The organism is Pseudoxanthomonas sp. SORGH_AS_0997, from assembly GCF_031453535.1.
GTDB classification, from domain to species: Bacteria; Pseudomonadota; Gammaproteobacteria; order Xanthomonadales; family Xanthomonadaceae; genus Pseudoxanthomonas_A; species Pseudoxanthomonas_A winnipegensis.
In genome coordinates this window covers 4,241,776-4,263,608 of the sequence record NZ_JAVIZI010000001.1, presented here as the reverse complement: position 1 = coordinate 4,263,608, position 21,833 = coordinate 4,241,776, and the positions used below count along the sequence as shown (strand labels likewise).

The 21,833-nt window shown below is 70.0% G+C and carries 18 protein-coding genes and 1 pseudogene; 14 read left to right on the top strand and 5 right to left on the bottom strand.

Translation table 11 applies throughout. The annotated features are described in order from the left end of the window. Positions 1 to 173 precede the first annotated feature (173 nt). The gene (locus QE438_RS18610) at positions 174 to 515 is read right to left on the bottom strand and encodes a DUF559 domain-containing protein (protein WP_306993476.1); all 342 of its coding nucleotides are present in this window, start codon (positions 513 to 515) and stop codon (positions 174 to 176) included. A gap of 289 nt (positions 516 to 804) precedes the next feature. Between QE438_RS18610 and QE438_RS18605 the strand changes: the two genes are divergently transcribed. From QE438_RS18605 to QE438_RS18545, 13 genes and pseudogenes are all read left to right on the top strand, one after another. After that, complete coding sequence (locus QE438_RS18605; RefSeq protein ID WP_130515545.1) at positions 805 to 1,074, top strand: flagellar biosynthetic protein FliQ; 270 nt, start codon at positions 805 to 807, stop codon at positions 1,072 to 1,074. A 19-nt stretch (positions 1,075 to 1,093) separates the two neighbouring features. Then, positions 1,094 to 1,882, top strand: a complete 789-nt coding sequence (gene fliR / locus QE438_RS18600; RefSeq protein ID WP_306993479.1) for a flagellar biosynthetic protein FliR — start codon at positions 1,094 to 1,096, stop codon at positions 1,880 to 1,882. A gap of 16 nt (positions 1,883 to 1,898) precedes the next feature. Continuing rightward, a pseudogene (flhB, locus tag QE438_RS18595) lies at positions 1,899 to 3,072 on the top strand (flagellar biosynthesis protein FlhB). Between the two features lie 35 nt (positions 3,073 to 3,107). Continuing rightward, a complete protein-coding gene (gene flhA, locus QE438_RS18590) occupies positions 3,108 to 5,153 on the top strand; it encodes a flagellar biosynthesis protein FlhA (protein ID WP_306996218.1) in 2,046 nt (681 codons plus the stop codon). Between the two features lie 459 nt (positions 5,154 to 5,612). Then, positions 5,613 to 7,217, top strand: coding sequence for a flagellar biosynthesis protein FlhF (flhF, locus tag QE438_RS18585; protein WP_306993484.1), 1,605 nt, complete (start codon positions 5,613 to 5,615; stop codon positions 7,215 to 7,217). Continuing rightward, positions 7,204 to 8,052: a MinD/ParA family protein gene (locus QE438_RS18580; protein ID WP_130530787.1), complete on the top strand. Its 849-nt coding sequence runs from the start codon at positions 7,204 to 7,206 to the stop codon at positions 8,050 to 8,052. Before flhF ends, QE438_RS18580 begins: the two co-directional genes overlap by 14 nt. Next, on the top strand, positions 8,049 to 8,798 hold the full coding sequence (locus QE438_RS18575) for an RNA polymerase sigma factor FliA (RefSeq protein WP_306993486.1): 750 nt from the start codon (positions 8,049 to 8,051) through the stop codon (positions 8,796 to 8,798). The genes QE438_RS18580 and QE438_RS18575 overlap by 4 nt, the downstream gene beginning before the upstream one ends. A 738-nt stretch (positions 8,799 to 9,536) precedes the next feature. Further along, positions 9,537 to 10,280: a flagellar motor protein gene (locus QE438_RS18570; protein WP_130515533.1), complete on the top strand. Its 744-nt coding sequence runs from the start codon at positions 9,537 to 9,539 to the stop codon at positions 10,278 to 10,280. A 22-nt stretch (positions 10,281 to 10,302) separates the two neighbouring features. Next, positions 10,303 to 11,271 carry a flagellar motor protein MotD gene (gene motD, locus QE438_RS18565; protein ID WP_306993488.1) on the top strand — a complete coding sequence of 323 codons (969 nt, stop codon included), beginning with the start codon at positions 10,303 to 10,305 and terminating at the stop codon, positions 11,269 to 11,271. Next, positions 11,271 to 12,050, top strand: coding sequence for a ParA family protein (locus QE438_RS18560; RefSeq protein ID WP_130515529.1), 780 nt, complete (start codon positions 11,271 to 11,273; stop codon positions 12,048 to 12,050). Before motD ends, QE438_RS18560 begins: the two co-directional genes overlap by 1 nt. Beyond that, positions 12,047 to 13,486, top strand: coding sequence for a bifunctional diguanylate cyclase/phosphodiesterase (locus tag QE438_RS18555; RefSeq protein ID WP_306993490.1), 1,440 nt, complete (start codon positions 12,047 to 12,049; stop codon positions 13,484 to 13,486). The genes QE438_RS18560 and QE438_RS18555 overlap by 4 nt, the downstream gene beginning before the upstream one ends. A gap of 156 nt (positions 13,487 to 13,642) precedes the next feature. Continuing rightward, entirely contained in the window at positions 13,643 to 14,305 is a 663-nt protein-coding gene (locus QE438_RS18550; protein ID WP_306993492.1) for a sensor histidine kinase, read from the top strand. 105 nt (positions 14,306 to 14,410) lie between these two features. Beyond that, complete coding sequence (locus QE438_RS18545; protein ID WP_130523203.1) at positions 14,411 to 15,490, top strand: HDOD domain-containing protein; 1,080 nt, start codon at positions 14,411 to 14,413, stop codon at positions 15,488 to 15,490. A gap of 497 nt (positions 15,491 to 15,987) precedes the next feature. Here the strand turns inward: QE438_RS18545 and QE438_RS18540 are convergent, their stop codons facing one another. From QE438_RS18540 to fucP, 3 genes are all read right to left on the bottom strand, one after another. Next, complete coding sequence (locus QE438_RS18540) at positions 15,988 to 18,024, bottom strand: M1 family metallopeptidase (protein WP_306993495.1); 2,037 nt, start codon at positions 18,022 to 18,024, stop codon at positions 15,988 to 15,990. Positions 18,025 to 18,173: 149 nt separating this feature from the next. Beyond that, a complete protein-coding gene (ubiE, locus tag QE438_RS18535; RefSeq protein WP_130515519.1) occupies positions 18,174 to 18,935 on the bottom strand; it encodes a bifunctional demethylmenaquinone methyltransferase/2-methoxy-6-polyprenyl-1,4-benzoquinol methylase UbiE in 762 nt (253 codons plus the stop codon). 220 nt (positions 18,936 to 19,155) lie between these two features. Beyond that, positions 19,156 to 20,466, bottom strand: a complete 1,311-nt coding sequence (gene fucP, locus QE438_RS18530; RefSeq protein WP_130523202.1) for an L-fucose:H+ symporter permease — start codon at positions 20,464 to 20,466, stop codon at positions 19,156 to 19,158. 125 nt (positions 20,467 to 20,591) lie between these two features. Here fucP and QE438_RS18525 point away from each other — a divergent pair, with 125 nt between their 5' ends. After that, positions 20,592 to 21,047, top strand: coding sequence for a nucleoside deaminase (locus tag QE438_RS18525; protein ID WP_306993497.1), 456 nt, complete (start codon positions 20,592 to 20,594; stop codon positions 21,045 to 21,047). A 145-nt stretch (positions 21,048 to 21,192) separates the two neighbouring features. Here QE438_RS18525 and QE438_RS18520 read toward each other — a convergent pair whose 3' ends face one another. Beyond that, positions 21,193 to 21,618 carry a hypothetical protein gene (locus QE438_RS18520; RefSeq protein WP_131660910.1) on the bottom strand — a complete coding sequence of 142 codons (426 nt, stop codon included), beginning with the start codon at positions 21,616 to 21,618 and terminating at the stop codon, positions 21,193 to 21,195. Positions 21,619 to 21,833 lie beyond the last annotated feature (215 nt).

The following is a 21,833-nucleotide window of genomic DNA, read 5'->3' as shown; positions in this document are numbered from 1 at the left end:
CGGCCAAAGGGAGGGGGCAAAAGCAGGGCCAAGCACTATCTCCGCGACAGCAATATCAAGCGACTCTGTTGCCGTCCCCATGACCCGCCCCCTCCCTTTCGCGAAGCGAAGGGGAGGGCTGGGGAGGGGTTACGCCGTTGCCGTTGCCGTTGCAGTTGCTGTTGCCACCCGCATCAGCCCTCCAACCCCAGCGCCCGCAGGATGTCCTCCAGCACCGCGTCGGTCCGCTGCAGCACGTCGTCGTTCCAGTAGCGCAGCACGCGATAGCCCGCCGCATTGAGCGCCCGCGTCTTCGCCGCATCGGCCTGGAGCTGTTGGGCGTGCTGCCCGCCGTCGAGTTCGATGATCAGCCCCATCGCTGGTGCCGCGAAATCGGCGATGTAGCCGGCGATCGGCATCTGGCGCCTGAACTTCACTCCGGCCAGTCGCCCGCCGCGCAAGCGTTGCCAGAGTCGGTGTTCGGCGTCGGTCGGCGCGTTGCGCAGCTGGCGTGCGCGGTGGCGCAGGGCATCCATGCCTGAGCTCCTTGGGTGGTCGCTACAGAATGCGACGTAGGAAAAGCGAAAAAGCGGAAAAGCTCACCCCTCCCCAGCCCTCCCCTTGGCCTACGGCCAAAGGGAGGGGGCAAGTCATGAGTTCAGCCCAAATCCGCACGGCCGTGCTTTTTGCCCACTCCCTTTCGCGAAGCGAAGGGGAGGGCTGGGGAGGGGTGAGCTTTTGCTCCTGCTTTCCAGGCACGCGCCTTGCAGCCTTGCCGGCATTCGCCGGAAACCCGGCGCCCGACGCGCTTCGCCCGATACGGCCATGACCCCCGAAACCGCCCTCACCGAAATCTCCCGTGGCCTGGAAATCGCCCTGGTCCTGGGCGCGCCGCCGCTGTTGATGGTGCTGGTGGTCGGCGTGGTGGTGGGCATCGTGCAGGCGGCCACGCAGATCAACGAGGCCACCATCGCCTTCGTGGTCAAGGCGCTGGCGCTGGTGGCCACGCTGGCGATCGCCGGCAACTTCCTGCTGGGGCGCCTGACCGCCTTCACCATCGACCTGTTCCACCGCATCCCGCAGCTGATCGGCTGAAGCCTCAAGGCGCGCGACGATGGATGCCGTCACTCTGACCACGTCCACCGGCGTGGACCTGTTCGGCCTGCTGGCCACGGTGCTGTGGCATGGGCTGCGCATCGGCGCGGCGTTCCAGGTGCTGCCGGTGATCGGCGGGCGCACGCTGCCGGCGCGGGTGCGCCTGATCCTGGTGGTGGCGCTGTCGGCCACGCTGTCCACGGTGCTGCCCGCCGCGCCGCCGCTGGCGATCGACTCGGCCACGGTGCTGGGCGTGCTGCGCGAGTTCACCCTGGGCCTCGCCATCGGCCTGGTGCTGCGCCTGGCCTTCGAGGCCGGGCAGCTGGCCGGCGAACTGGTGTCCCAGGGCATGGGCCTGTCGTTCGCGACCATGGCCGACCCGCTGTCCGGCGCGTCCTCGCCGGTGCTCTCGCAGTGGTTCTTCCTGGTGTTCTCGCTGCTGTTCTTCAGCTTCGACGGGCACCTGGCGCTGATCAACCTGCTGGCCGGCAGCTATGCCAGCCTGCCCATCGGCGCGGCCCTGCCCGATCCGCATGCGGTGCTGTCGGCGGTGCCGGACTTCTTCGGCGCCGCGCTGCGCGCGGGGGTGCTGCTGGCGCTGCCGGTGATCATGGCGCTGCTGGCGGTGAACATCGCCTTCGGCGTGCTCTCGCGCGCCGCCCAGCAGCTCAACCCTATGCAGATCGGCCTGCCGGTCTCGCTGCTGGTCGGCCTTGTGCTGCTGATGCTGCTGGCACGCCAGCTGCAGGCCCCGGTGCAGGCGCTGTTCGACCAGGCCTTCGCCGCCGCCCGCGCGATCACGGGCTGACCAGGAGCGCAGGACGATGAGCGAAGACCAGGAAGACCGCACCGAGTTACCCACCGAAAAACGCCTGCGCGAGGCCCGCGAGAAGGGCAACGTGCCGCGCTCGCGCGAGCTGGCCAACGTGGCGGTGCTGGGCTGTGCGGTCATCGCGCTCAAAGCCAGCGCCGGCCACATCGGCGCGGTCAGCCGCGACTGGATGCGCGGCGCGCTGCAGCTGGACCGGGCCATGCTCGACGCGCCCGAGCGCCTGCTGCCGCACGCCCGCCTCGCTGGCCGTGGCGCTGTTCAAGCCGATGCTGCCGCTGCTGGCCGCCGCGCTGGCCGCCTGCCTGATCGCGCCGGCGATCATGGGCAGCCTGCGTTTCACCAGCCAGGCGCTCAAGCCGGATTTCAGCCGGCTCAACCCGATGACCGGCCTCGGCCGCATGTGGGGCAAGGAGAGCCTGGCCGAACTGCTGCGCTCGCTGCTGCGCGTGGGCCTGATCGGCGGCATCGGCACCTGGATGGTCTATCGCGCCTTCAAGGCGCTGCTGGGCATGCCGCAGGCCTCGCTGGAGCAGTCGGTGGCCGGCGGCGTGCAGATGGCCATGTCCACTTTGCTGGCGATGATCGGCGCGCTGGGCGCACTGGCCCTGCTGGACGTGCCCTGGCAGCACTACCAGCACCGCGCGCGGCTGAAGATGACCAAGCAGGAGATCAAGGACGAGTTCAAGGAGGCCGAGGGCAACCAGGAGGTCAAGGCGCGCGTGCGCCAGGTCGCCATGCAGATGTCCAAGCGCCGGATGATGGAGGCGGTGCCCACCGCCGATGTGATCCTGATGAACCCCACCCACTATGCGGTGGCGCTCAAGTACAAGGCCGACGCCGGCATGCGCGCGCCGGTGGTGGTGGCCAAGGGCGTGGACGAGACCGCCCTGGCCATCCGCGAACTGGCCCAGGCCCACCGCATCGCCGTGGTCGAGGCGCCGCCGCTGGCACGCGCCTTGTACAGACAGGCCCAGGTCGATCAGGAAATCCCGGTGAAGCTCTACGCCGCCGTTGCCCAAGTGCTGTCTTACGTCTACCAGCTGCGCGCCTGGGCGCCGGGCCGTGGCCCGATGCCGGCGCTGGCGCCGCTCGACGCCGGCCCCGAGGGCGCGGTGGATTACGACCCCCACGCCGTCGGCGCCATCGCCAAGGAACCGTCACCGTGAGTGCGCAGCAAGGTCGGTTCTCCGTCGATGGGCTGATGGGCGCGGTGCGCTCGGGCGCGGCCGCGCCGCTGGTGGTGGTGGCCATGCTGGCCATGATCATCGTGCCGCTGGCGCCGTTCGTGCTGGACGGGCTGTTCACCATCAACATCGCCCTGTCGCTGGTGGTGCTGCTGGCGGTGGTCTACGTGCGCCGCCCGCTGGAGTTCTCGATCTTCCCCAGCGTGCTGCTGCTGGTCACCCTGCTGCGCCTGGCGCTGAACGTCGCCTCCACCCGCGTGGTCCTGCTGCACGGCCACAAGGGCCCCGGCGCGGCCGGCCATGTGATCGAGTCCTTCGGCCAGTTCGTGATCGGCGGCAGCTTCGCGGTGGGCATCGTGGTGTTCGCGATCCTGACCATCGTCAACTTCGTGGTGGTGACCAAGGGCGCCGGGCGCATCTCCGAGGTGTCGGCGCGCTTCATCCTCGACGCCCTGCCCGGCAAGCAGATGGCCATCGACGCCGACCTCAACGCCGGCCTGCTGACCCGCGAGGAGGCCAAGGCCCGCCGCCAGGAAGTGCGCGAGGAGGCCGACTTCTACGGCTCGATGGACGGCGCCAGCAAGTTCGTGCGCGGCGACGCCATCGCCGGCATCCTGATCCTGGCGATCAACATCGTCGGCGGCCTGCTGATCGGCGTGCTCCAGCACGACATGTCCTTCGCCGACGCGCTGCGCACCTACACGCTGCTGGCCATCGGCGACGGCTTGGTCGCCCAGCTGCCGGCGCTGCTGATCGCCACCGCCGTGGCGATGCTGGTGACCCGCTCCACCGGCGAGCAGGACATGGGCGCCACGGTGTCCAAGCAGGTCTTCGGCCATCAGCGCGCGCTGACCATCGCCGCGCTGCTGTTGGGCCTGATCGGCATCATCCCGGGCATGCCCAACGTGCCTTTCCTGATCCTGGCGGCGGTGCTGGGCTATGCGGCCTGGCAGCTGCACAAGCGGCGCCTGGCCGCGCCGCAGGAAGACGCCGCGGCCGCGGCGGCGGCCGCCAGCACGCCGGCCGGCAATGCCGAGCTGAGCTGGGACGAGATCCGCCCGGTCGAGCCGCTGGCCCTGGAAGTGGGCTACAAGCTGATCGCGCTGGTGGACAAGAACCAGGGCGGCGAACTGCTGGCGCGCCTGAAGGGCGTGCGCCGCAAGCTGACCCAGGACCTTGGTTTTCTGATTCCCGCCGTGCACGTGCGCGACAACCTGGAGCTGGCCCCGGGCCAGTACCGCGTGCTGGTCCACGGCGTGCCGCTGGCCACCGGCGACATCCATCCCGACCGCGAGCTGGCGCTGGACCCGGGCCGCGTGTTCGGCGCGCTGGACGGCATCCCCGGCAAGGACCCGGCCTTCGGCCTGGATTCGACCTGGATCCTGCCCGCCCAGCGCGCGCACGCCGAATCGCTGGGCTATACCGTGGTCGACGCGGCCACCGTGGTGGCCACGCACCTGTCGCACCTGATCCGCGAGCGTGCCGCCGAACTGCTGGGCCTGGAAGAGGTGCAGCAGCTGCTGGCCACGCTGGGCCGCGGCGGCAACGCCAAGCTGGTCGAGGACCTCACGCCCAAGCTGCTGCCGCTGTCGGTGGTGGCCAAGGTGCTGCAGTCGCTGCTGGCCGACAAGGTGCCGCTGCGCCAGATTCGCCAGATCGTCGAGACCCTGCTCGAGCACGCCGTCCACACCCAGGATCCGGCCCAGCTGACCGCCGCGGTGCGCGTGGCGCTGGGCCGCTTCATCGTGCAGGAACTCAACGGCATGGCCGACGAACTGCCGGTGTTCACCCTGGCCCCGCAGCTGGAGCGGGTGATGCAGGACTCGGTCAGCGGCCAGGGCGGCGCCCTGGAACCCGGCCTGGCCGAGCGCATCCACCAGAACCTGAGCCAGTGCGTGACCCAGCAGGAAAGCAAGGGCGAACCGGCCGTGCTGCTGGTGCCCGGCAACGTCCGCGCCGCCATCGCCCGCCTGGTCCGCCACAGCGTGCCTTCGCTGTCGGTGCTGGCTTATTCGGAAGTGCCGGAGGACAAGCGGTTGAGGCTGGTGGGGGCGGTGGGGTGAGGAGGCCGGGATTCGGGATTCGGGATTCGGGATTCGGGATTCGGGATTCGGGATTCGGGATTCGGGATTCGGGCGAAGCTAAGAGCTTTGCCAGAAGTGGGCAAGAAGAACTGGTGATCGAGGCGAGATCCAGGAATTAAGCGACGCTCACGCTAGCCGCATGACCCGCCCGCTCCCTTGCGCGCAGCGCAAGGGAGCTCGAAGTCGCGCTAGCGACCAAGGGGTGAGAGGTCAGCTGTTGCTGTTGCTTTTGCTGCTTCGCTCTCCTCCGGCCACGCGCGAAAAGCCCCCCTCCCCAACCCTCCCCTGCGCTACGCGCAAGGGAGGGGGCAGATCAGTTGGGCTCACGCTTCCTGCGATCCCGAATCCCCAATCCCCGCCCCACCCGCGGCACAACTCCTGCATGAGTCCAACCAAGCGTGATGCCGGAGGGCCGGCAGCGCAGGAGACCACCGCCCGATGAACATCAAGAGTTTCGTTGCCAGCGACATGCGCACCGCGCTGCGGATGATCCGCGACGCGCAGGGGCCGGACGCGGTGATCCTGTCCAGCCGGCCGGTGGCCGGCGGCATCGAAGTGGTCTCGGCCACCGAGTACGACCAGGCCGCGCTGACCCGCGCCATGCGCGCGGCGGGCGCCGACCCGGCCGATGTCAGCCCGGCCGCGCTGTCGGCGCTGGCTCAGCAGCAGTTGCCCGCCGGGATCCCGGCATCCGTCGGAATCCCGGCGCAGCCGGTCGCCGCCGCCCAGCCGATCTCCGCACCGCCGCCGCCGAGCGCGCAGCCCGATCCGGCCGCCGCCTTCGCCGCGGTCATGGACAAGGCCCGCCCCGCAACGCACGGCGCCGACTCGCTGCTGGCACGCGCCCGCGCGCGCCTGCTCGGCCAGCCCGCCGAACCGGCGCCGGCCGCCGAGTCCGCCCCGGTCCACGTCACCGCACCCGATACCACCGCCCAGGTCGACGTGCAAGATTTCGCCGCCGCCCTGCGCGCGCGCCTTGCCGAAAGCGAGGCCCAGGCCACCGTCACCCTGGACATGACCCGCCCCGCGCAGCCGATCACCGCCGCGCCGGTGGCCGAGTCCGCGACCCCGGTTATCGAAGCCCCGACCGAAACCGCCCGCCCCGCCCTGGCGCTGGTGCCCGGCATCGAGACCGACCCGGCCATCGTCGCCATGCGCGAGGAAATGGCCCGCATGCGCGCGTTGATGGAGGCGCAGATGGAGCAGCTCTCGCTCGAACGCCTGCGCGGCTCGCCGGCGCGCGCGGCCGCCTTCGACGCCCTGACCGGCTACGGCTGCGAGCAGGCCCTGGCCCAGGCCGTGGCCCTGCGCGTGGACCCGTCCCTGCCGCTGGCCGAGGTCAGCGCGGCGATGCTGGCCGAACTGGCCGACAGCCTCAGCATCTGCGCCAGCGAGACCATCGACGAAGGCGGCGTGATCGCCCTGGTCGGCCCCACCGGCGCCGGCAAGACCACCACCGCGGCCAAGCTGGCCGCGCGCTTCGCCGCCCGCCACCGCGCCCGTGACGTAGCCCTGATCACCACCGACTGCGAGCGCCCCGGCGCGCACGAACAGCTGCAGGCCTACGGCCGCAAGCTCGGCATCACCGTGTGCGAGGCGCGCGGCATCGGCGGCCTGCAGCTGGCGCTGGAACAGCTGGCCGACTATCCGCTGGTGCTGGTGGACACCACCGGCTACGCGCCGACCGACCGCGCGCTGTTCAACCAGATCCTGTGGCTGCGCGCGACCACCAAGGTGCGCAGCCTGCTGGTGCTGCCGGCCAACGGCCACGCCCAGGACATGGGCGAGGTCATCCGCCGCTACCGCCCGGCCGCGCCGGAAGGCCTGATCCTGACCAAGCTGGACGAGACCGGCTACCTGGGCAGCGCCCTGTCGGTGGCCGCGCGCACCGCCATGCCCATCGCCTACACCACCAACGGCCAGCGCATCGACAGCGACATCGACGCCGCCGACGCCCTGTCCATCGCCCAGGCGATGGAAAGCGCGCGCCGCAGCAGCGATGTGGCCACCCACGGCATCGAGACCCGCCATGCAGTCGCCTGATCCCCGCGCCCCGCGCATTCCCCGCGTCATCGCCGTGGCCAGCGGCAAGGGCGGCGTGGGCAAGACCACGACCTCGATCAACCTGGCCGCGGCCATGGTCAACGCCGGCCAGCGCACGCTGCTGCTGGATACCGACCTGGGCCTGGCCAACGCCGATGTGATGCTGGGCCTGTCCCCGCGCTTCACCCTGGCCGATGTGTTCGCCGGCAAGTGCACGCTGGCCGACACGCTGCTGGAAGGCCCGGGTGGCCTGCTGGTGGTGCCGGCCGCCTCGGGCAAGCAGCACATGGCCCAGCTGACGCCGGCCGAGCACACCGGCCTGATCCACGCCTTCTCCGAGCTGGACGTGCCGCTGGACGTGATGGTGATCGACAACGCCGCCGGCATCGCCGATGGCGTGCTGACCTTCTGCCAGGCCGCGCACGACGTGGTGGTGGTGGTCTGCGACGAACCGGCCTCCATGACCGATGCCTACGCGCTGATCAAGGTGCTGGGCCGCGACCGCGGCGTGCGCCGGGTGCATGTGCTGGCCAACCAGGTCGGCGATGCGACCGAGGGCCCGGCGCTGTTCGCCAAGCTCGAACGCGTGGTCGGCCGCTTCCTGGACATCACCCTGAACTACCTCGGCGCGGTGCCGCGCGACGAATGGCTGCGCCGCGCGGTGCAGCGCCAGGAGGCCGTCGTGGACGCCTTTCCCTCGGCGCCCTCGGCCATCGCCTTCCGCGACATGGCCCGCCGCGCGCGCCAGTGGCAGCAGCCCACCGCGCCGCGCGGCCATGTCGAATTCTTCCTCGAACGCCTGGTCGGCCAGCCCGCCCAAGGGAGCCCGGCATGAACCTCATGGCCGCTGCCCAGTACCGCGCCCACCAGCAGGGCTCGCCCGCCGAGATCGTCGAGCGGCACGGCGAACTGGTGCGCCGCATCGCCCACCACCTGGCCGCGCGCCTGCCGGCCAGCGTGGAGATCGACGACCTGATCCAGGCCGGCATGCTGGGCCTGATCGACGCGGCCCGGAACTTCCAGAACGACCAGGGCGCCACCTTCGAGACCTACGCCTCCATCCGCATCCGCGGGGCGATGATCGACGAGATGCGCCGCGGCGACTGGACCCCGCGCTCGGTGCACCGCAACTACCGCGAGATGGTCTCGGCCGTGCGCCAGGTCGAACAGGCCACCGGCCGCGCCGCGACCGCCGCGCAGGTGGCGGCGGTCATGCAGATCCCGCTGGACGAGTACCACCATCTGGTCGAGGACGCCGCCCGCGGCCAGCTCACCAGCCTGGACGCGCACATCGCCGAACACGACGGCGAGGCGCGCCTGGCCGGCGCCGACAGCGCCACCCCGGCGCGGGCCTTCGAGCAGACCGCCTTCCGCGACGCCCTGGCCGAGGCCATCGCCGGCCTGCCCGAGCGCGAGGCGATGGTGCTCTCGCTGTACTACGAACAGGAGCTCAACCTGCGCGAGATCGGCGCGGTGCTGTCGGTCAGCGAATCGCGCGTCTGCCAGATCCACGGCCAGGCCGTGATCCGCCTGCGCGCCCGCCTGGGCGAATGGAAGCGCGAGCCGGCGGAGGTCGACTGAGGGTGGCTGTTTGGGGGGGTGCTGAAAGCCGAAGAGCTAGAAGCTGCAAAGCTAGAAGCTGAAGAGCTGAAGAGCCGAAGAGCCCCCCTCCCAACCTCCCCCTTCGCTGCGCGAAAGGGGAGGGGCAGAACGCGAAAGGGGGGCAGATTGCCTGGTGGGACCCGCCATGGCGGCTCCCACTTGTAGAGCGGAGCTTGCTCCGCTGGGGCTTTCCCCACGAACCGAACCAAGAGCAGCGGAGCGAGCTCCGCTCTACAGACGGGCGGCCGCTAGATTTGAGAGACAGTTGGCTCCCACGACAGCAAGCCACTCCCAGCAAAGCCCGAAGCCGGCTCCTGCCTTTCGCGGGAGCGATAGCCTCAGCCATTTCAATGGCCGCGCGCGGTCTGCCCCCTCCCTTTGGCCGCAGGCCAAGGGAGCTCGAAGTCGCGGCTAGCGACTGAGGGGGAGGGGTGCTCTTCGCGGTGAACCTGAAGATCCCCGCATCCCAACTCCCTTGCTGCGCAAAGGGACGGCGCGATTTCAGCCACATCAAGAAACCGCGCACTGCATCACGCCGCGACAGTGATCCATCGCGGAGCCGCGCCATGAGCCTGGCGCGTATCTTGCAACACAGGGTCAGCCGCAACGCATCCCAGGTGCATGAGGCGCGCGCATCGCGCGCGCCTCATCCCGCCTGTCGCGCCGCGTGCGAAAAACCTCTCTTCAGGAATCCGGCGCGCGGCCGTCATACAGATCATGGACAAGCTCAGCCTCGTTGGTGCCATTCTCGCGCTGGTCGCGCTGCTGCTCGGCAGCGTGCTCAAGGGCGCCGGCATCGAAAGCCTGTGGTCGCCGGCCGCGTTCGTGATCGTGGTCATCGGCACCTTCGCCTCGATCATGCTGCAGACCCATATGTCCACCTTCCTGCTGGCCTTCAAGCTGGTCAAATGGGTGTTCATGCCACCCGCGCAGGACCGCGCCGGCGTGCTGGCCAAGATCGTCGAGTGGTCCAACACCGCGCGCAAGCAGGGCCTGCTCGGCCTGGAGGCGCAGGTCAAGGAGCAGGACGACGCCTTCATCAAGAAGGGCCTGCAGATGGTGGTCGACGGCATCGAGCCCGAGTCGATTCGCAACGTGCTGGAGACCGACATGCACCACCAGCAGACCCGCGACACCGCCGCGGCCAAGGTGTTCGAGGGCATGGGCATCTACGCGCCCACGCTGGGCATCATCGGCGCGGTGCTGGGCCTGATCGCGGTGATGAAGAACCTCGCCGACCCGTCCAAGCTGGGCCACGGCATCGGCGCGGCGTTCACCGCCACCATCTACGGCATCGGCATGGCCAACCTGATGTTCCTGCCGGTGGCGGCCAAGCTCAAGGCGCTGATCGCCGAACAGAACGAGTCCCGTGAGATGATCCTCGAGGGCCTGATCGCCATCGCGCAGGGCGAAAACCCGCGCAACATCGAATCCCGACTGTCGGTCTACGTGGCGCACTAGAACACAAGGACGACCTCCCCCCATGGCGCGCAAGCACCAGCACGAAGACCACGTCAACCATGAGGCCTGGGCGATCCCCATGGGCGACCTCATGACGTTGCTGCTGGCCTTCTTCGTGGTGATGTACGCGATCTCCTCGGTCAACGAGGGCAAGTTCCGCGCGGTGTCCGACGCGCTCAACGCCGAGTTCGGCGGCCCGCCGCGCTCGGTCTCGCCGGTGCAGCTGGGCAAGCACCAGCTGCTGGGCTCCTCCTTCGACCGTCCCTCGCTGGCGACCTCGGCCGCGCGCATCGGCCCGGCCCCGGCCAGCCAGCTGATGCAGGCCAAGATGCGTCAGGCGCTGGACGCGCCGCGCTACGGCCAGTCCACCGTCGGCATGACGCCCACCGCGTTCGACGCCACCGCGAGCCGGGGCCCGGGCATCGGCGGCGGCCAGCTGGGCGCGGTCGGCGAGAACATCCAGGCCGTGCTCTCCGACCTGGTGGCCAAGCACCAGGTCACCGTGCGCCGCGGCGAGAACTATCTGGAAGTGGAGATCCAGAGCGACATCCTGTTCCCAAGCGGCGTGGCCACGCCCAGCCCGGTGGCCGCCTCGACCGTGCAGCGCGTGGCCGAGGTGCTGCGCGACGTGCCCAACGCGGTGCGCGTGGAGGGCTATACCGACGATCAGCCCATCGCCACGGCGCAGTTCGCCTCCAACTGGGAGCTGTCGGCCGCGCGCGCGGCCAGCGTGGTCCACGTGCTGACCCAGACCGGCGTGTCGCCGGCGCGGCTGGCGGTGGTGGGCTACGGGCAGTTCCAGCCGGTCGCCGACAACGCCACCGCACAGGGCCGCAACGCCAACCGCCGCGTGGTGCTGGTGATCCTGGCCACGCCCAACGGCGGCCGCCCGCGCGGCCCGGACTCGGTCAGCCCCGACACGCTCCAGCCGCAGCCGTCCACGCCGGTGGCCGTCACCCCGCTGCCCGCCAACGTGGAGGCCGCCGGTTGATGAAGACCTGGGCGATCGCCAACCAGAAAGGCGGCGTGGGCAAGACCACGACCACGCTGTGCCTGGCGCGCTGCCTGGCGCAGGCCGGCCGCCAGGTGCTGATCGTGGACATGGACCCGCATGCCTCGATGACGCGGGCGTTCAACGTGCCGCGCCATCCGGTGCCCAGCGGCACGCACGAGCTGTTCGCCCACGGCGCGCCCGGCGCGGATACGCTGGCGCGCACCACGCCCATCGAGGGCCTGCGCCTGCTCGCCGCGCAGCCGGCGCTGGCCACGCTGGAGCGCCGCAGCGCCAGTCAGCCGGGCCTGGGCATGGCGCTGCAGCGCGCCCTGTCCGGCGTGGCTGACCTCTACGATGAGGTGCTGCTGGACTGCCCGCCCACGCTGGGCCTGCTGATGGTCAACGCCCTGGCCGCGGCCGACGCGCTGATCGTGCCCACCCAGACCGATCCGTTGGCCCTGCACGGCCTGACCGACATGCTGCATACCGCCGAGATGGTCGAGACCTCGCGTCGCCGGCCGCTGCCGCGCTTCGTGCTGCCCACGCTGTACGACAGCCGCACCACCCTGGGCACGCAGAGCCTGGAGCTGCTGCACGACCTGCACACCGGCCGCGTGTGGCCGCAGGCCATCCCGATGGATGCGCGCCTGCGCGATGCGCGCGCGCTGGCCTCGGCCGCGCCCATGACCGGCCCGGGTGCCGACGCCTACCGCCAGGCGCTGGCCTGGCTGCAGGCCCAGCCGCCGCTGTCCGCCACACGGAGCCAGGCCGCGTGAACCGCTCGCCCTCCGACGATCCGATCGCCGGCTATGTCGATGCCCTGCTCGACGATCCCGCGCGCGAGCGCGCGCGCACCGAAGAGGATCCGGTCACCGGCCTGCCCACGCGCAACGGCCTGCTGGTCGCGCTGGACGAACGCCGCAACCAAGGCATTCCCACGGCGGTGGCGGTGCTGGGCCTGGACAACTTCCGCTCGATCATCGTGACCCTGGGTCATGCCACCGCCGATACGGTGCTGCAGGTGGTGGCCGCGCGCCTGTTCGCGCGGCTGCCCGACGATGTCTTCCTGGCGCGGCTGGAGGGCGATGAGTTCGCGCTGTGCTTCCCCAGCGCGCGGCAGAAGCCGATGGAGGCCATGCTCAACGCGCTGCTGCTGGACCTGGCCCAGCCGTGCGAGGTCGATCTGCATCGCGTGCACCTGGATGCCTGCATCGGCGTGGCGATGGACGGCGAGGCCGAGCCGGCGCTGCCGGCGGTGCCGGCCGACGAGGTCGCCGCGGTCGACGATTCGCCCGAGCTGCCCGATGCGCTGGAACTGGTCACCCGCGCGCAGCTGGCCATGCACCACGCCAAGCGCAGCCGCGGCCGCTCGCTGCGGCGCTTCGAACCGAGCATGCGCACCGAGGCCATCGACCGGCGGCGGCTGGACCTGGAGCTGCGCCGCGCCCACCGCGACGGCGAGTTCGAACTGCACTACCAGCCGCAGATCGAGCTCAAGTCCGGCCGCGTGTCCGGCGCCGAGGCCTTGCTGCGCTGGCGCCACCCCGAGCGCGGGGTGCTGTTGCCAGCGGAGTTCATCGAAGCCCTGGCGGTCAGCGGCATCGCCACCACCGTGGGCTGGTGGGTGCTGGAACAGGCCTGCAAGGACGCGGTGAGCTGGCCGCTGATGGACGGCCGCCCGCTGGCGGTGAGCGTGAACCTGTTCCCGGTGCAGTTCGCCCACGAGGATCTGCTCAAGGAAGTCGACAACGCCCTGGCCAGCAGCGGCCTGGCGCCGGCGCGGCTGGAGCTGGAACTGACTGAGATCATCGCGCTGCGGGAGGACGGCAATGCCGCCTCCACGCTGCAGCAGCTGCGCCGGCGCGGGCTGCGCGTGGCCTACGACGACTTCGGCACCGGCTATGCCTCGCTGTCCACGCTGCATCACCTGGCCGTGGACCGGGTCAAGATCGATCGCGGCTTCGTGCGCGATGTGATGCAGGACCGCGGCGATGCGGCGATCGTGCGCTCGATCCTGCTGATCGCGCGCAACTTCGACCTGCAGGTCACCGCCGAAGGCGTGGAGACCGACACCCAGGCCGACTTCCTGCGTGCACTGGGCTGCAACGAGGTGCAGGGCTATCTGTACTCGCCGGCGCTGCCGCGGGTGGACTTCGACGTCTGGCTGGACCGCTACCAGCGCAGCCGCGCCCTCCCGCACGATCGGTCATGAGCCAGCCGCACGGGCTCCGACGCCGGCGCGGCTGATCCACTCCGAGATCAAGCGCGCGACGCGCCAGCGTGAGGCTGTACCGCGCGGCTCGATTCGAGGCGTCCCTGCCGACCCATCCTCACGTCGAAGCCCGTCGCACGCTTTAGGCTGGCGCCCATGCCCGACCCTGCCCATGACGCGGCCCACGACCCCGCCTTCCGCGACGCCCTGATCGCCGCCCAGGACGCCGAGCGCGCGCGCATCGCCCGCGAACTGCACGACGAGCTCGGCCAGCTGCTCACTTCCCTGCGCCTGAGCCTGGCCGAACTCTCCGCCACCCTGACCGTGCCGCAGCAGCAGGATCTGGCCTGCGATCTCGACGCGCTCTCGGCCCAGGCCCTGCAGGCCGTGCGCGGCATGACCCACGCCCTGCAGCCGCCGCTGCTGCAGCAGGCCGGCCTGGTCGCCGCGCTGGAGGCGATGTGCCAGCGCCACGACGCCTCGGGCGCGGTGCGCTGCACCCTGCAGGCCCCGGCCGAGCTGCCGCGCCTGCCCGACGCACTGGAGCTGGCCGTGTACCGCATCGCCCAGGAGGCATTGACCAATGCCCTGCGCCACGCCCGCGCCACGCAGATCCAGGTCAGCCTGCTGGTCCGCGCCAGCACGCTGCAGCTGACCGTGCGCGACGACGGCGCCGGCTACGACGTGGGCAGCCCGGCGGGCTTCGGCCGGCGCGGCATGCACGCCCGCGCGGGGCAGCACGCAGGCCAGCTGCACGAGAGCTCGGACGATGAGGGCACCTGCGTGCGCGCGACCTTCCCGCTGGGCGGGGCAGGCTGAGCGAACCGGCCGGCGTCCCCGACCAAAGGCGCGCCAACGCCGCGATTGCGATAAATAGCGTTGCTATCATGCGGGCATCGCATCGCAACACCTCCTGAGGGCTCCGTGCACATCGTCGTGGCTGGTGAAACCAGCGAACAGGCAGCGCAACTCCAGATCCACCTGGCCGCGCGTGGCCGCGACTGGGGGGTGAGCTGGCTGCAGCTGGGCGATGGTCCCACCCCGCATCTGGACGCCCTGGCGCCCGACGCGCTGGTGTGCTTCTCCGGCACCGGCTGGAACCGCTGCAACCTGATGATGCACGAGCTGCGCGAGCGCTTCCCGCTGGCCGCGCGCGTGGTGCTGGTCCCCGATCCGCAGGGCGAGGAGATGATGCAGGCGCTGGACGTGGCCCACCGCGTGCTGCCCGAGCCCTTCGATCCGGTCGCCCTGATCGATGCCATCGACGACATCGTCGAGCTGCGCTCGCTGCTGGACGATGCGCGGCTCAAGCAGGCCATCGAGCAGGCCGGCCCGCTGCCGGCCGCGCCCAAGCAATACCTCACCCTGAGCCGCCTGCTGCGCAACGACAGCACCCAGGCCGCCGATCTGGTGGACGTGGTCACGCAGGACCCGGCGCTGGCCGCACGCGTGCTGCGCCTGAGCAACTCGGCCTACTACTCTGGCGGGCGCGAGATCAGCGACCTGCGCATGGCGGTGGTGCGCCTGGGCCAGGACGCGCTGCGCCGGCTGGTGCTGGCCAGCGAGGTGTTCTCCTCCGGCCCCGGCGTGGACGAGGTGCGCGAGCGCGCGCTGCGCATCTCGCGCCTGGCCGACCAGCTGCTGCCCGAGGCCGGCACCGGCGTGGCCGCCACCGCCGGCCTGCTGTCCCAGGTCGGCAGGTTGCTCCCGCCGCTGGAACTGCACGAGCCGGACGGCCCGACTCTCCTGCCGCACAGCGTCGCCGGCGCCTATCTGCTCGGCCTGTGGGGCCTGCCCGCGCCGATGATCGAAGCGGTCGCCTGGCACCAGCAGCCGGCGCGCGCCGGCACGCTGTTCTGGGTCGCCGGCGCCGTACACGTGGCGGCCGCGCTGATCGACGGCAGCGAAGTCGACACCGACTACCTGCGCCGCGTGCGCAAGCTGCACGAACTGCCGCGCTGGCGCGCCCTGGCCGACGCCGACCAGGCCCTCGCCCAAGCCTGAAAGCCCCCTCAGTCGCTAGCCGACTTCGCGCTCCCCCTGGCCTTGCGGCCAAAGGAAGGGAGCAGAAGCACCGCACCCAAGAGACAAGGTGCAGTTAACGCCCCTCCCCTTTCGCGCAGCGAAGGGGGAGGTCGGGAGGGGCGGCTTTTGCCTTTGACGTCACCGCGAAAAGCACCCCTCCCCCTCAGTCGCTAGCCGCGACTTCGAGCTCCCCTTGGCCTTCGGCCAAAGGGAGGGGGCAGAAGCGCGCGCCACTCAACAGACAAGAAGCAGCTCACGCCCCTCCCCTTTCGCGAAGCGAAGGGGGAGGCTGGGAGGGGGTGCTTTTGCTTTTGACTTAGCCGCGAAAAGCCCCCCTCCCCCTCCGTCGCTAGCCGCGACTTCGAGCTTCCCTTGGCCTTCGGCCAAAGGGAGGGAGCGGAGCGCTTCGTCTGAAGAATGGTTGGGAGGGCCGTCCCGCCCGGCTAGCGCGACACGAAGCTCAACCCGAACAACGCTTACTGCGCCGGCGGCTTGGTCGCGGCAGGCGTGCTCGCGGCCGGCGTCGAAGCCGCCGGTTCGGCCTCCGGAGCCGGAGTCGAGACAGGCGCAGAGGCAGCCGGCGCCGCCGCCTGACCCGCCTTGTCCAGCATCGCCTCCACCGAGCCGGTGGTGATCGGGTGGTAGCCCGGCTTGGCCTTGGCGAACACCTCGCGGGCGAACTGCAGCCCCTCGGGCGTTTTCACCAGTTCGGCGTAGATCGGCATGATCAGCTTGCGCCGGCCGACGCGGCCGATGAACTCGCCCGCCGCCGGCCACACGTCGTGATCGCCGCTGCGGATGGCCAGCGGATACCAGCGCATGGCGATCTCGCCGTTCGGCGCGCCGGTGAAGTGGTAGGCCGCATCGAGCTGCTTGAGCTTGTCCACCGGCAGGGTCTGGCCCAGGCCTTCGATGAAGTGCACCCACTGCTGGGTCACCCAGTCCTCGGTGACCTGCTTGTTGGGCAGCGTGCCGCTGCCCAGCCAGGCGATGCGGGCGGTGTCCACCAGCGCGAACCCGCGCGACTGCGCGCGCGTGGCGAAGGCGGGAATGCCCGGCTGGTCCAGCCACGCATCCAGCTCCGCCTGGGTGACCGCATTGGGATTCTTCGGCAGCAGGTGCTGCTTCATGTAGGCGACGAACTGGTCGGTGGTCGCGCTCTGGAAGGCGTGGTCGTTGAACCAGCCGCGCAGGAATGGATCGAACACCGCGCGCCCGAAGCGCTGCTCCAGGAACTGCAGGAACCAGGCGCCCTTGACGTAGGCGACCTGGCTCAGCGCCTCGTCCGGATCGGTCTCGCCCAGCGGCGGCAGCGCCAGCGCCTGCTGCGCCGGGGTCATGTCCTTGAGCTCGTTGAGCAGATCGGTCTGGTCGATCTGGCGCTCCATCTCGGCCATTTCCTGGCCATAGACCGCCTCGGTGATGCGGCCCTGCACGTAGGTGGTGAAGCCCTCGTTGAGCCAGATGTCCTTCCACGAGGCGTTGGTCACCAGGTTGCCCGACCAGCTGTGCGCCAGCTCATGGGCCACCAGCGAGACCAGCGACTTGTCGCCGACGATCACCGTGGGCGTGGCGAAGGTCAGCGTCGGGTTCTCCATGCCGCCGAACGGGAACGAGGGCGGCAGCACCAGGATGTCGTAGCGGCCCCAGCGGTACGGGCCATACAGATCCTCGGTGGTGGTGATCATCTTCTCGGTGTCGGCGAACTCGGCCGCGGCCTTGTCGGCCATGGCCGGCTCGGCCCAGATGCCGGCGCGGTCGGAGAGCTTGCGGAACACTAGATCGCCGGCGGCGATGGCCAGCAGGTAGGACGGGATCGGCTTGTTCTGCACGAAGAAGTAATCGCCGTCGCGCACCGCGGCCGGGTCGTTGCCGGCGCTCATCAGCACCATCACGTCGGGCCGGCTGGTCACGTGCGCGGTATAGGTGAAACGCACGCCAGGGGTGTCCTGCAGCGGCACCCAGCTGCGCGCATGGATCGCCTGGGACTGGCTGAACATGAAGGGCAGCTGCTTGCCCTCGGTCATCGACGGCGCAAGCCACTGCAGGCCCGAGGCGTCGGGCGAGGTGTGGTAGGTCACGCGCACCACCGGATTGCGCTGCGGCGCCTGGATCGTCAGCTTGCTGCCGAAGGTCTTGTCCGCGTCGGCCAGTGCGTACTGCAGCGGCGCGAAGGTCTTGCCGTCGGTGCCGGCGCCCTCGACCTTCTCGATGGTCAGCGCGCGCGTGTCGAGGACCAGCTCGGTGGCCTTGGGATCCTTCCAGTCCAGCCGATAGGTGGCGGTGCCGCCGATCTGCTTGGTGTCGAAGTCCAGCTTGACGTCCAGCGCCAGGTCCTTGATCACGACCTTCTCGGGCTGGGCGTAGGAACTCTCGTCGTGGCGACGGTCGGGCTTGGACACGGCGGCGGCCTTGGGCGTGGCGGTGGGTGCGGTCTCGGACGTGGCCGATTCCTTCGAGCAGGCCGACAGCAGCAGGGCCGCGCAGGACAGGGTGAACAACACAGAGCGCATCGGGGGAATCAGCCGGTCTGGGACGGGAACTTGCATTCTAGCCCCTGCGTCCCGGGCCGATCGCCCAATGCACAACGCCCGGCCTGGGCCGGGCGTTGCGTCGCGTGCCTGCGGGTGCGCCTGCGACCTCCAGGCGCCCGCCGGGCCGCTTAGACCTTGTATCCGTCGTGGATGGCGACGATGCCGGCCGACAGGTTGGTGTAGCGGGTGCGGGCGAAGCCAGCCTCGGTCATCATCGCCTTGAGCTGGTCCTGCGGCGGATGCTTGCGGATCGACTCGGCCAGGTACTGGTAGCTGTCGGCGTCGCCGGCGAACAGCTTGCCCAGCTTGGGCAGCACCTTGAACGAGTGGAAGTCGTAGATCGGCCGGAACCACTCGGGCTTGACCTCGGAGAACTCCAGCACGCGCGCCTGGCCGCCGACCTTGAGCACGCGATGCATCTCGCGCAGCGCCGCGTCCTTGTCGGTCACGTTGCGCAGGCCGAAGGCGATGGTCACCAGGTTGAAGCTGTTGTCCGGGAACGGCAGCGCCTCGGCGTTGAGCTGCACGTATTCCAGCCCCGACACCAGCCCGCGGTTGGTCAGCCGGTCGCGGCCGACGGTGAGCATGCCGGCATTGATGTCGCCCAGCACGATGCTGCCGGCCTTGCCGACGCGATCCTTCAGCAGCGCGGCGATGTCGCCGGTGCCGCCGGCCAGGTCCAGCACGCGGTCGCCGGGCTTCACCTGCGCGGTGGCGGCGAAGTAGCGCTTCCAGATCCGATGAATGCCCAGGCTCATCAGGTCGTTCATCAGGTCGTACTTGCCGGCGACCGAGGTGAAGACCTCGCCGACCAGCTTCTGCTTGTCGCGCGCGGCGACGTCACGGAACCCGAAGTGGGTGGTGCCGGAGGTATAGGGGGATTCGCTCATGCCCGCGATTATCGCACCGACCGGCGCGCGATGGCGTCGAGACGCCGCGCGCCACCCCAAACGCAAAAGGCGCACCGAAGTGCGCCCTTGAATCTGCTCCCCCGCCGGCCTTTTGCCCCCTCCCTTTCGCGCAGCGAAGGGGAGGGATGGGGAGGGGTGCTCTTCGCACTACGCCAAAAGACCTCTAGCCCCTCCCCTTCGCCAGAGAGTCAATCCGCCCTCAGCGCTGCACCCCAGCCACCGGCACCGGCTCGCGCACCTTCGACCCGCTGATGCCGTAGTAGGCGATGTACAGATAGCACACCAGCGGCAGCACGAAGGCGTGGTGCAGACCGATATGGTCGGCCAGGAAGCCCATCAGCAGCGGCAGCACCGCGCCGCCGACGATGGCCATGATCAGCAGCGAGGAGGCGCGGTTGGTCAGCGGCCCCAGCTTGGCCATGCCCAGCGTGAAGATGGTCGGGAACATGATCGAATTGAACAGGCCGATGGCCACCACCGCATAGACCGCGGTCATGCCCGTCGTGGCCAACGTGACCAGCAGCAGCACCGTGGCTACGCCCGCGAACACCGCCAGCAGCTTGCCCGCGTCGATGCGCACCAGCAGCGCCGAGCCGACGAAGCGGCCGACCATCGCGCCGGTCCAGTAGGCCGAGACGTAGTTGGTCGCGGCCTTCTCGGTCATCGCACCGATGTCGGGCATGGCCAGGAAGTTGACCAGATAGCTGCCGATGGACACCTCGGCACCGACATAGAAGAACAGGCCCAGCACGCCCAGCAGCACGTGGCGATGGCGCAGCGGCTCGAAGATGCCGTAGTGGCGCCCGTCGCCCTGCTCGCTCTCTTCCGACAGCTTGGGCAGGCGGAAGGCGAAGATGAACACCGCCAGCGCGAACAGCGCGATCGCCAGGCCCAGGTACGGCATCTGCACCGAGCTTGCCTCGGCGGTGCGATAGGCCAGCGCATCGGCCTGCGACATCGCGGCCACCTGCTCGGGGGTCTTCGGATCGGCCGCCAGGATCAGCAGGCCGCCGAACAGCGGCGCGATCGCGGTGCCCAGCGAGTTGAAGGCCTGCGACAGGTTCAGGCGGCTGGAGGCGGTCTTTTCCGGCCCCAGCAGCGCGACATAAGGATTGGCCGCCACCTGCAGCACGGTGATGCCGGTGGCCAGCACGAACAGCGCGAACAGGAACAGCGGATAGCTGTGCGCCCCGGCCGCCGGCCAGAACAGCAGCGCACCGACGCCGGCCACCGCCAGCCCGCAGACGATGCCGCCCTTGTAGCCCAGCGCGGCGACCACGCGACCGGCCGGCAGCGACATCAGGAAGTACGCACCGAAGAAGGTGAACTGCACCAGCGCGGCCTGGGTGAAGTTCAGCGTGAACACCGACTTCAGATGCGGCACCAGGATGTCGTTGAGGCAGGTCAGGAAGCCCCACATGAAGAAGATGATTGTCACCACCGCCATGGCCAGCTTGGGCGTGGAGCGCGCCACCGAGGTCGAGGTGGGCGTGGGGGTGGCATGCATCATGGACAATCCTGGATTGGGGTGGTCGGCGACGGCGCAGAGTATTCCATGTCGCCCGTCCAGCTCCTGTTGCGATGCAATATCCTTTGGTCTAACGGCGATGTCCTCGCCCCTGCTGGAGCCCCTGCATGATCGCCACCCTCGACTACGCCGCCCTGCTGCGCACGGCCATCGACGAAGCCCGCGCCGGCCTGGCCGAGGGCGGCATCCCCATCGGCGCGGCGCTCTACCACGGTGACGGCCGCCTGCTCGGCTGCGGCCACAACCGCCGCGTGCAGGAAGGCGACCCCTCGGTGCACGGCGAGACCGACGCCTTCCGCAAGGCCGGCCGCCAGCGCAGCTACCGCGACACGATCATGGTCACCACCCTGGCGCCGTGCTGGTACTGCTCGGGGCTGGTGCGCCAGTTCGGCATCGGCACCGTGGTGGTGGGCGAATCGCGCACCTTCCAGGGCGGCATCGACTGGCTGCGCGAATCGGGCGTACAGGTCATCGACCTGGACGATCAGGAATGCGTCGACCTGCTCGGCGGCTTCATCGCCGCCCACCCCGAGGTGTGGAACGAGGACATCGGCGAGGACTGAAGCGGCTCACCGTCGTTCCTCATCGTTTCCACCAACGCGGCTCAACAACAACCCCCACCTCGTCGTTCCCGCGAACGCGGGAACCCAGGGACTTTGCTCGCCTACCAGCGCGCACGATCGCGCCCGAGCCGGTGCCGCGCTGCAATCAGCGCGGCTCGATATGGAACGCGCCGAAGGCCACGCCCAGATCCCAGCCCTTGCCCGTGCCGGCGAGCGACAGCGACACCTCGCCCTTGGTCATCACCTGGGCCTTGCTGGATTTCTCCACGCCGGCATGCGCCTCGGCGGTGGCATAGCTGCCCAGCAGCTCATCGATGCCGCGCACCTCGGTGAATTCGCCGCGCCCGTGGATGCTGGACTTGCCCACGGTCAGCCCGCCGCCCTTGGCGCTGACCTTCACCGCCATGCGCTGGCCGTTGTCGCAGGTGATTTCACCGGTGCCCTGGGAGGTCTTGTAGAACACCGACCATCCCGACATCTGGAAGGTCAGGTGGCAGGTGGTGCGCGCCTGCGCAGGCGCGGCGATGGCGGCCAGCGCGAGCGCCGACACGAGCACGAGAGGACGCAGCATGACGCACCTCGATGACGGGAAAGACAGGCGCAGCGTATGCCGCGCATCCAGAACGGACCGACAACGCGCTGTGACCACGCTGGGAGCCCTTGTCTGTTCCGACCACGTCGCGGCTTCCCTGTAGAGCGGAGCTTGTGGCAATCCCCTCTTGGGGGCTCCGCTGCATTTCGGCCGGATCGTGGGGAAGCCCCAGCGGAGCAAGCTCCGCTCTACCT

Excerpts from the sequence above, each read along its gene's own strand:
- QE438_RS18570 (WP_130515533.1), top strand. The coding sequence starts at position 9,537 with ATGGACAAGCTCAGCCTCGTTGGTGCCATTCTCGCGCTGGTCGCGCTG.
- QE438_RS18580 (WP_130530787.1), top strand. The coding sequence starts at position 7,204 with ATGCAGTCGCCTGATCCCCGCGCCCCGCGCATTCCCCGCGTCATCGCC.
- motD (WP_306993488.1), top strand. The coding sequence starts at position 10,303 with ATGGCGCGCAAGCACCAGCACGAAGACCACGTCAACCATGAGGCCTGG.
- fucP (WP_130523202.1), bottom strand. The coding sequence starts at position 20,466 with ATGATGCATGCCACCCCCACGCCCACCTCGACCTCGGTGGCGCGCTCC.
- QE438_RS18575 (WP_306993486.1), top strand. The coding sequence starts at position 8,049 with ATGAACCTCATGGCCGCTGCCCAGTACCGCGCCCACCAGCAGGGCTCG.
- fliR (WP_306993479.1), top strand. The coding sequence starts at position 1,094 with ATGGATGCCGTCACTCTGACCACGTCCACCGGCGTGGACCTGTTCGGC.
- QE438_RS18605 (WP_130515545.1), top strand. The coding sequence starts at position 805 with ATGACCCCCGAAACCGCCCTCACCGAAATCTCCCGTGGCCTGGAAATC.
- QE438_RS18525 (WP_306993497.1), top strand. The coding sequence starts at position 20,592 with ATGATCGCCACCCTCGACTACGCCGCCCTGCTGCGCACGGCCATCGAC.
- QE438_RS18520 (WP_131660910.1), bottom strand. The coding sequence starts at position 21,618 with ATGCTGCGTCCTCTCGTGCTCGTGTCGGCGCTCGCGCTGGCCGCCATC.
- ubiE (WP_130515519.1), bottom strand. The coding sequence starts at position 18,935 with ATGAGCGAATCCCCCTATACCTCCGGCACCACCCACTTCGGGTTCCGT.
- QE438_RS18560 (WP_130515529.1), top strand. The coding sequence starts at position 11,271 with ATGAAGACCTGGGCGATCGCCAACCAGAAAGGCGGCGTGGGCAAGACC.
- QE438_RS18540 (WP_306993495.1), bottom strand. The coding sequence starts at position 18,024 with ATGCGCTCTGTGTTGTTCACCCTGTCCTGCGCGGCCCTGCTGCTGTCG.
- QE438_RS18550 (WP_306993492.1), top strand. The coding sequence starts at position 13,643 with ATGCCCGACCCTGCCCATGACGCGGCCCACGACCCCGCCTTCCGCGAC.
- QE438_RS18610 (WP_306993476.1), bottom strand. The coding sequence starts at position 515 with ATGGATGCCCTGCGCCACCGCGCACGCCAGCTGCGCAACGCGCCGACC.
- flhF (WP_306993484.1), top strand. The coding sequence starts at position 5,613 with ATGAACATCAAGAGTTTCGTTGCCAGCGACATGCGCACCGCGCTGCGG.
- flhA (WP_306996218.1), top strand. The coding sequence starts at position 3,108 with ATGGGCGCGGTGCGCTCGGGCGCGGCCGCGCCGCTGGTGGTGGTGGCC.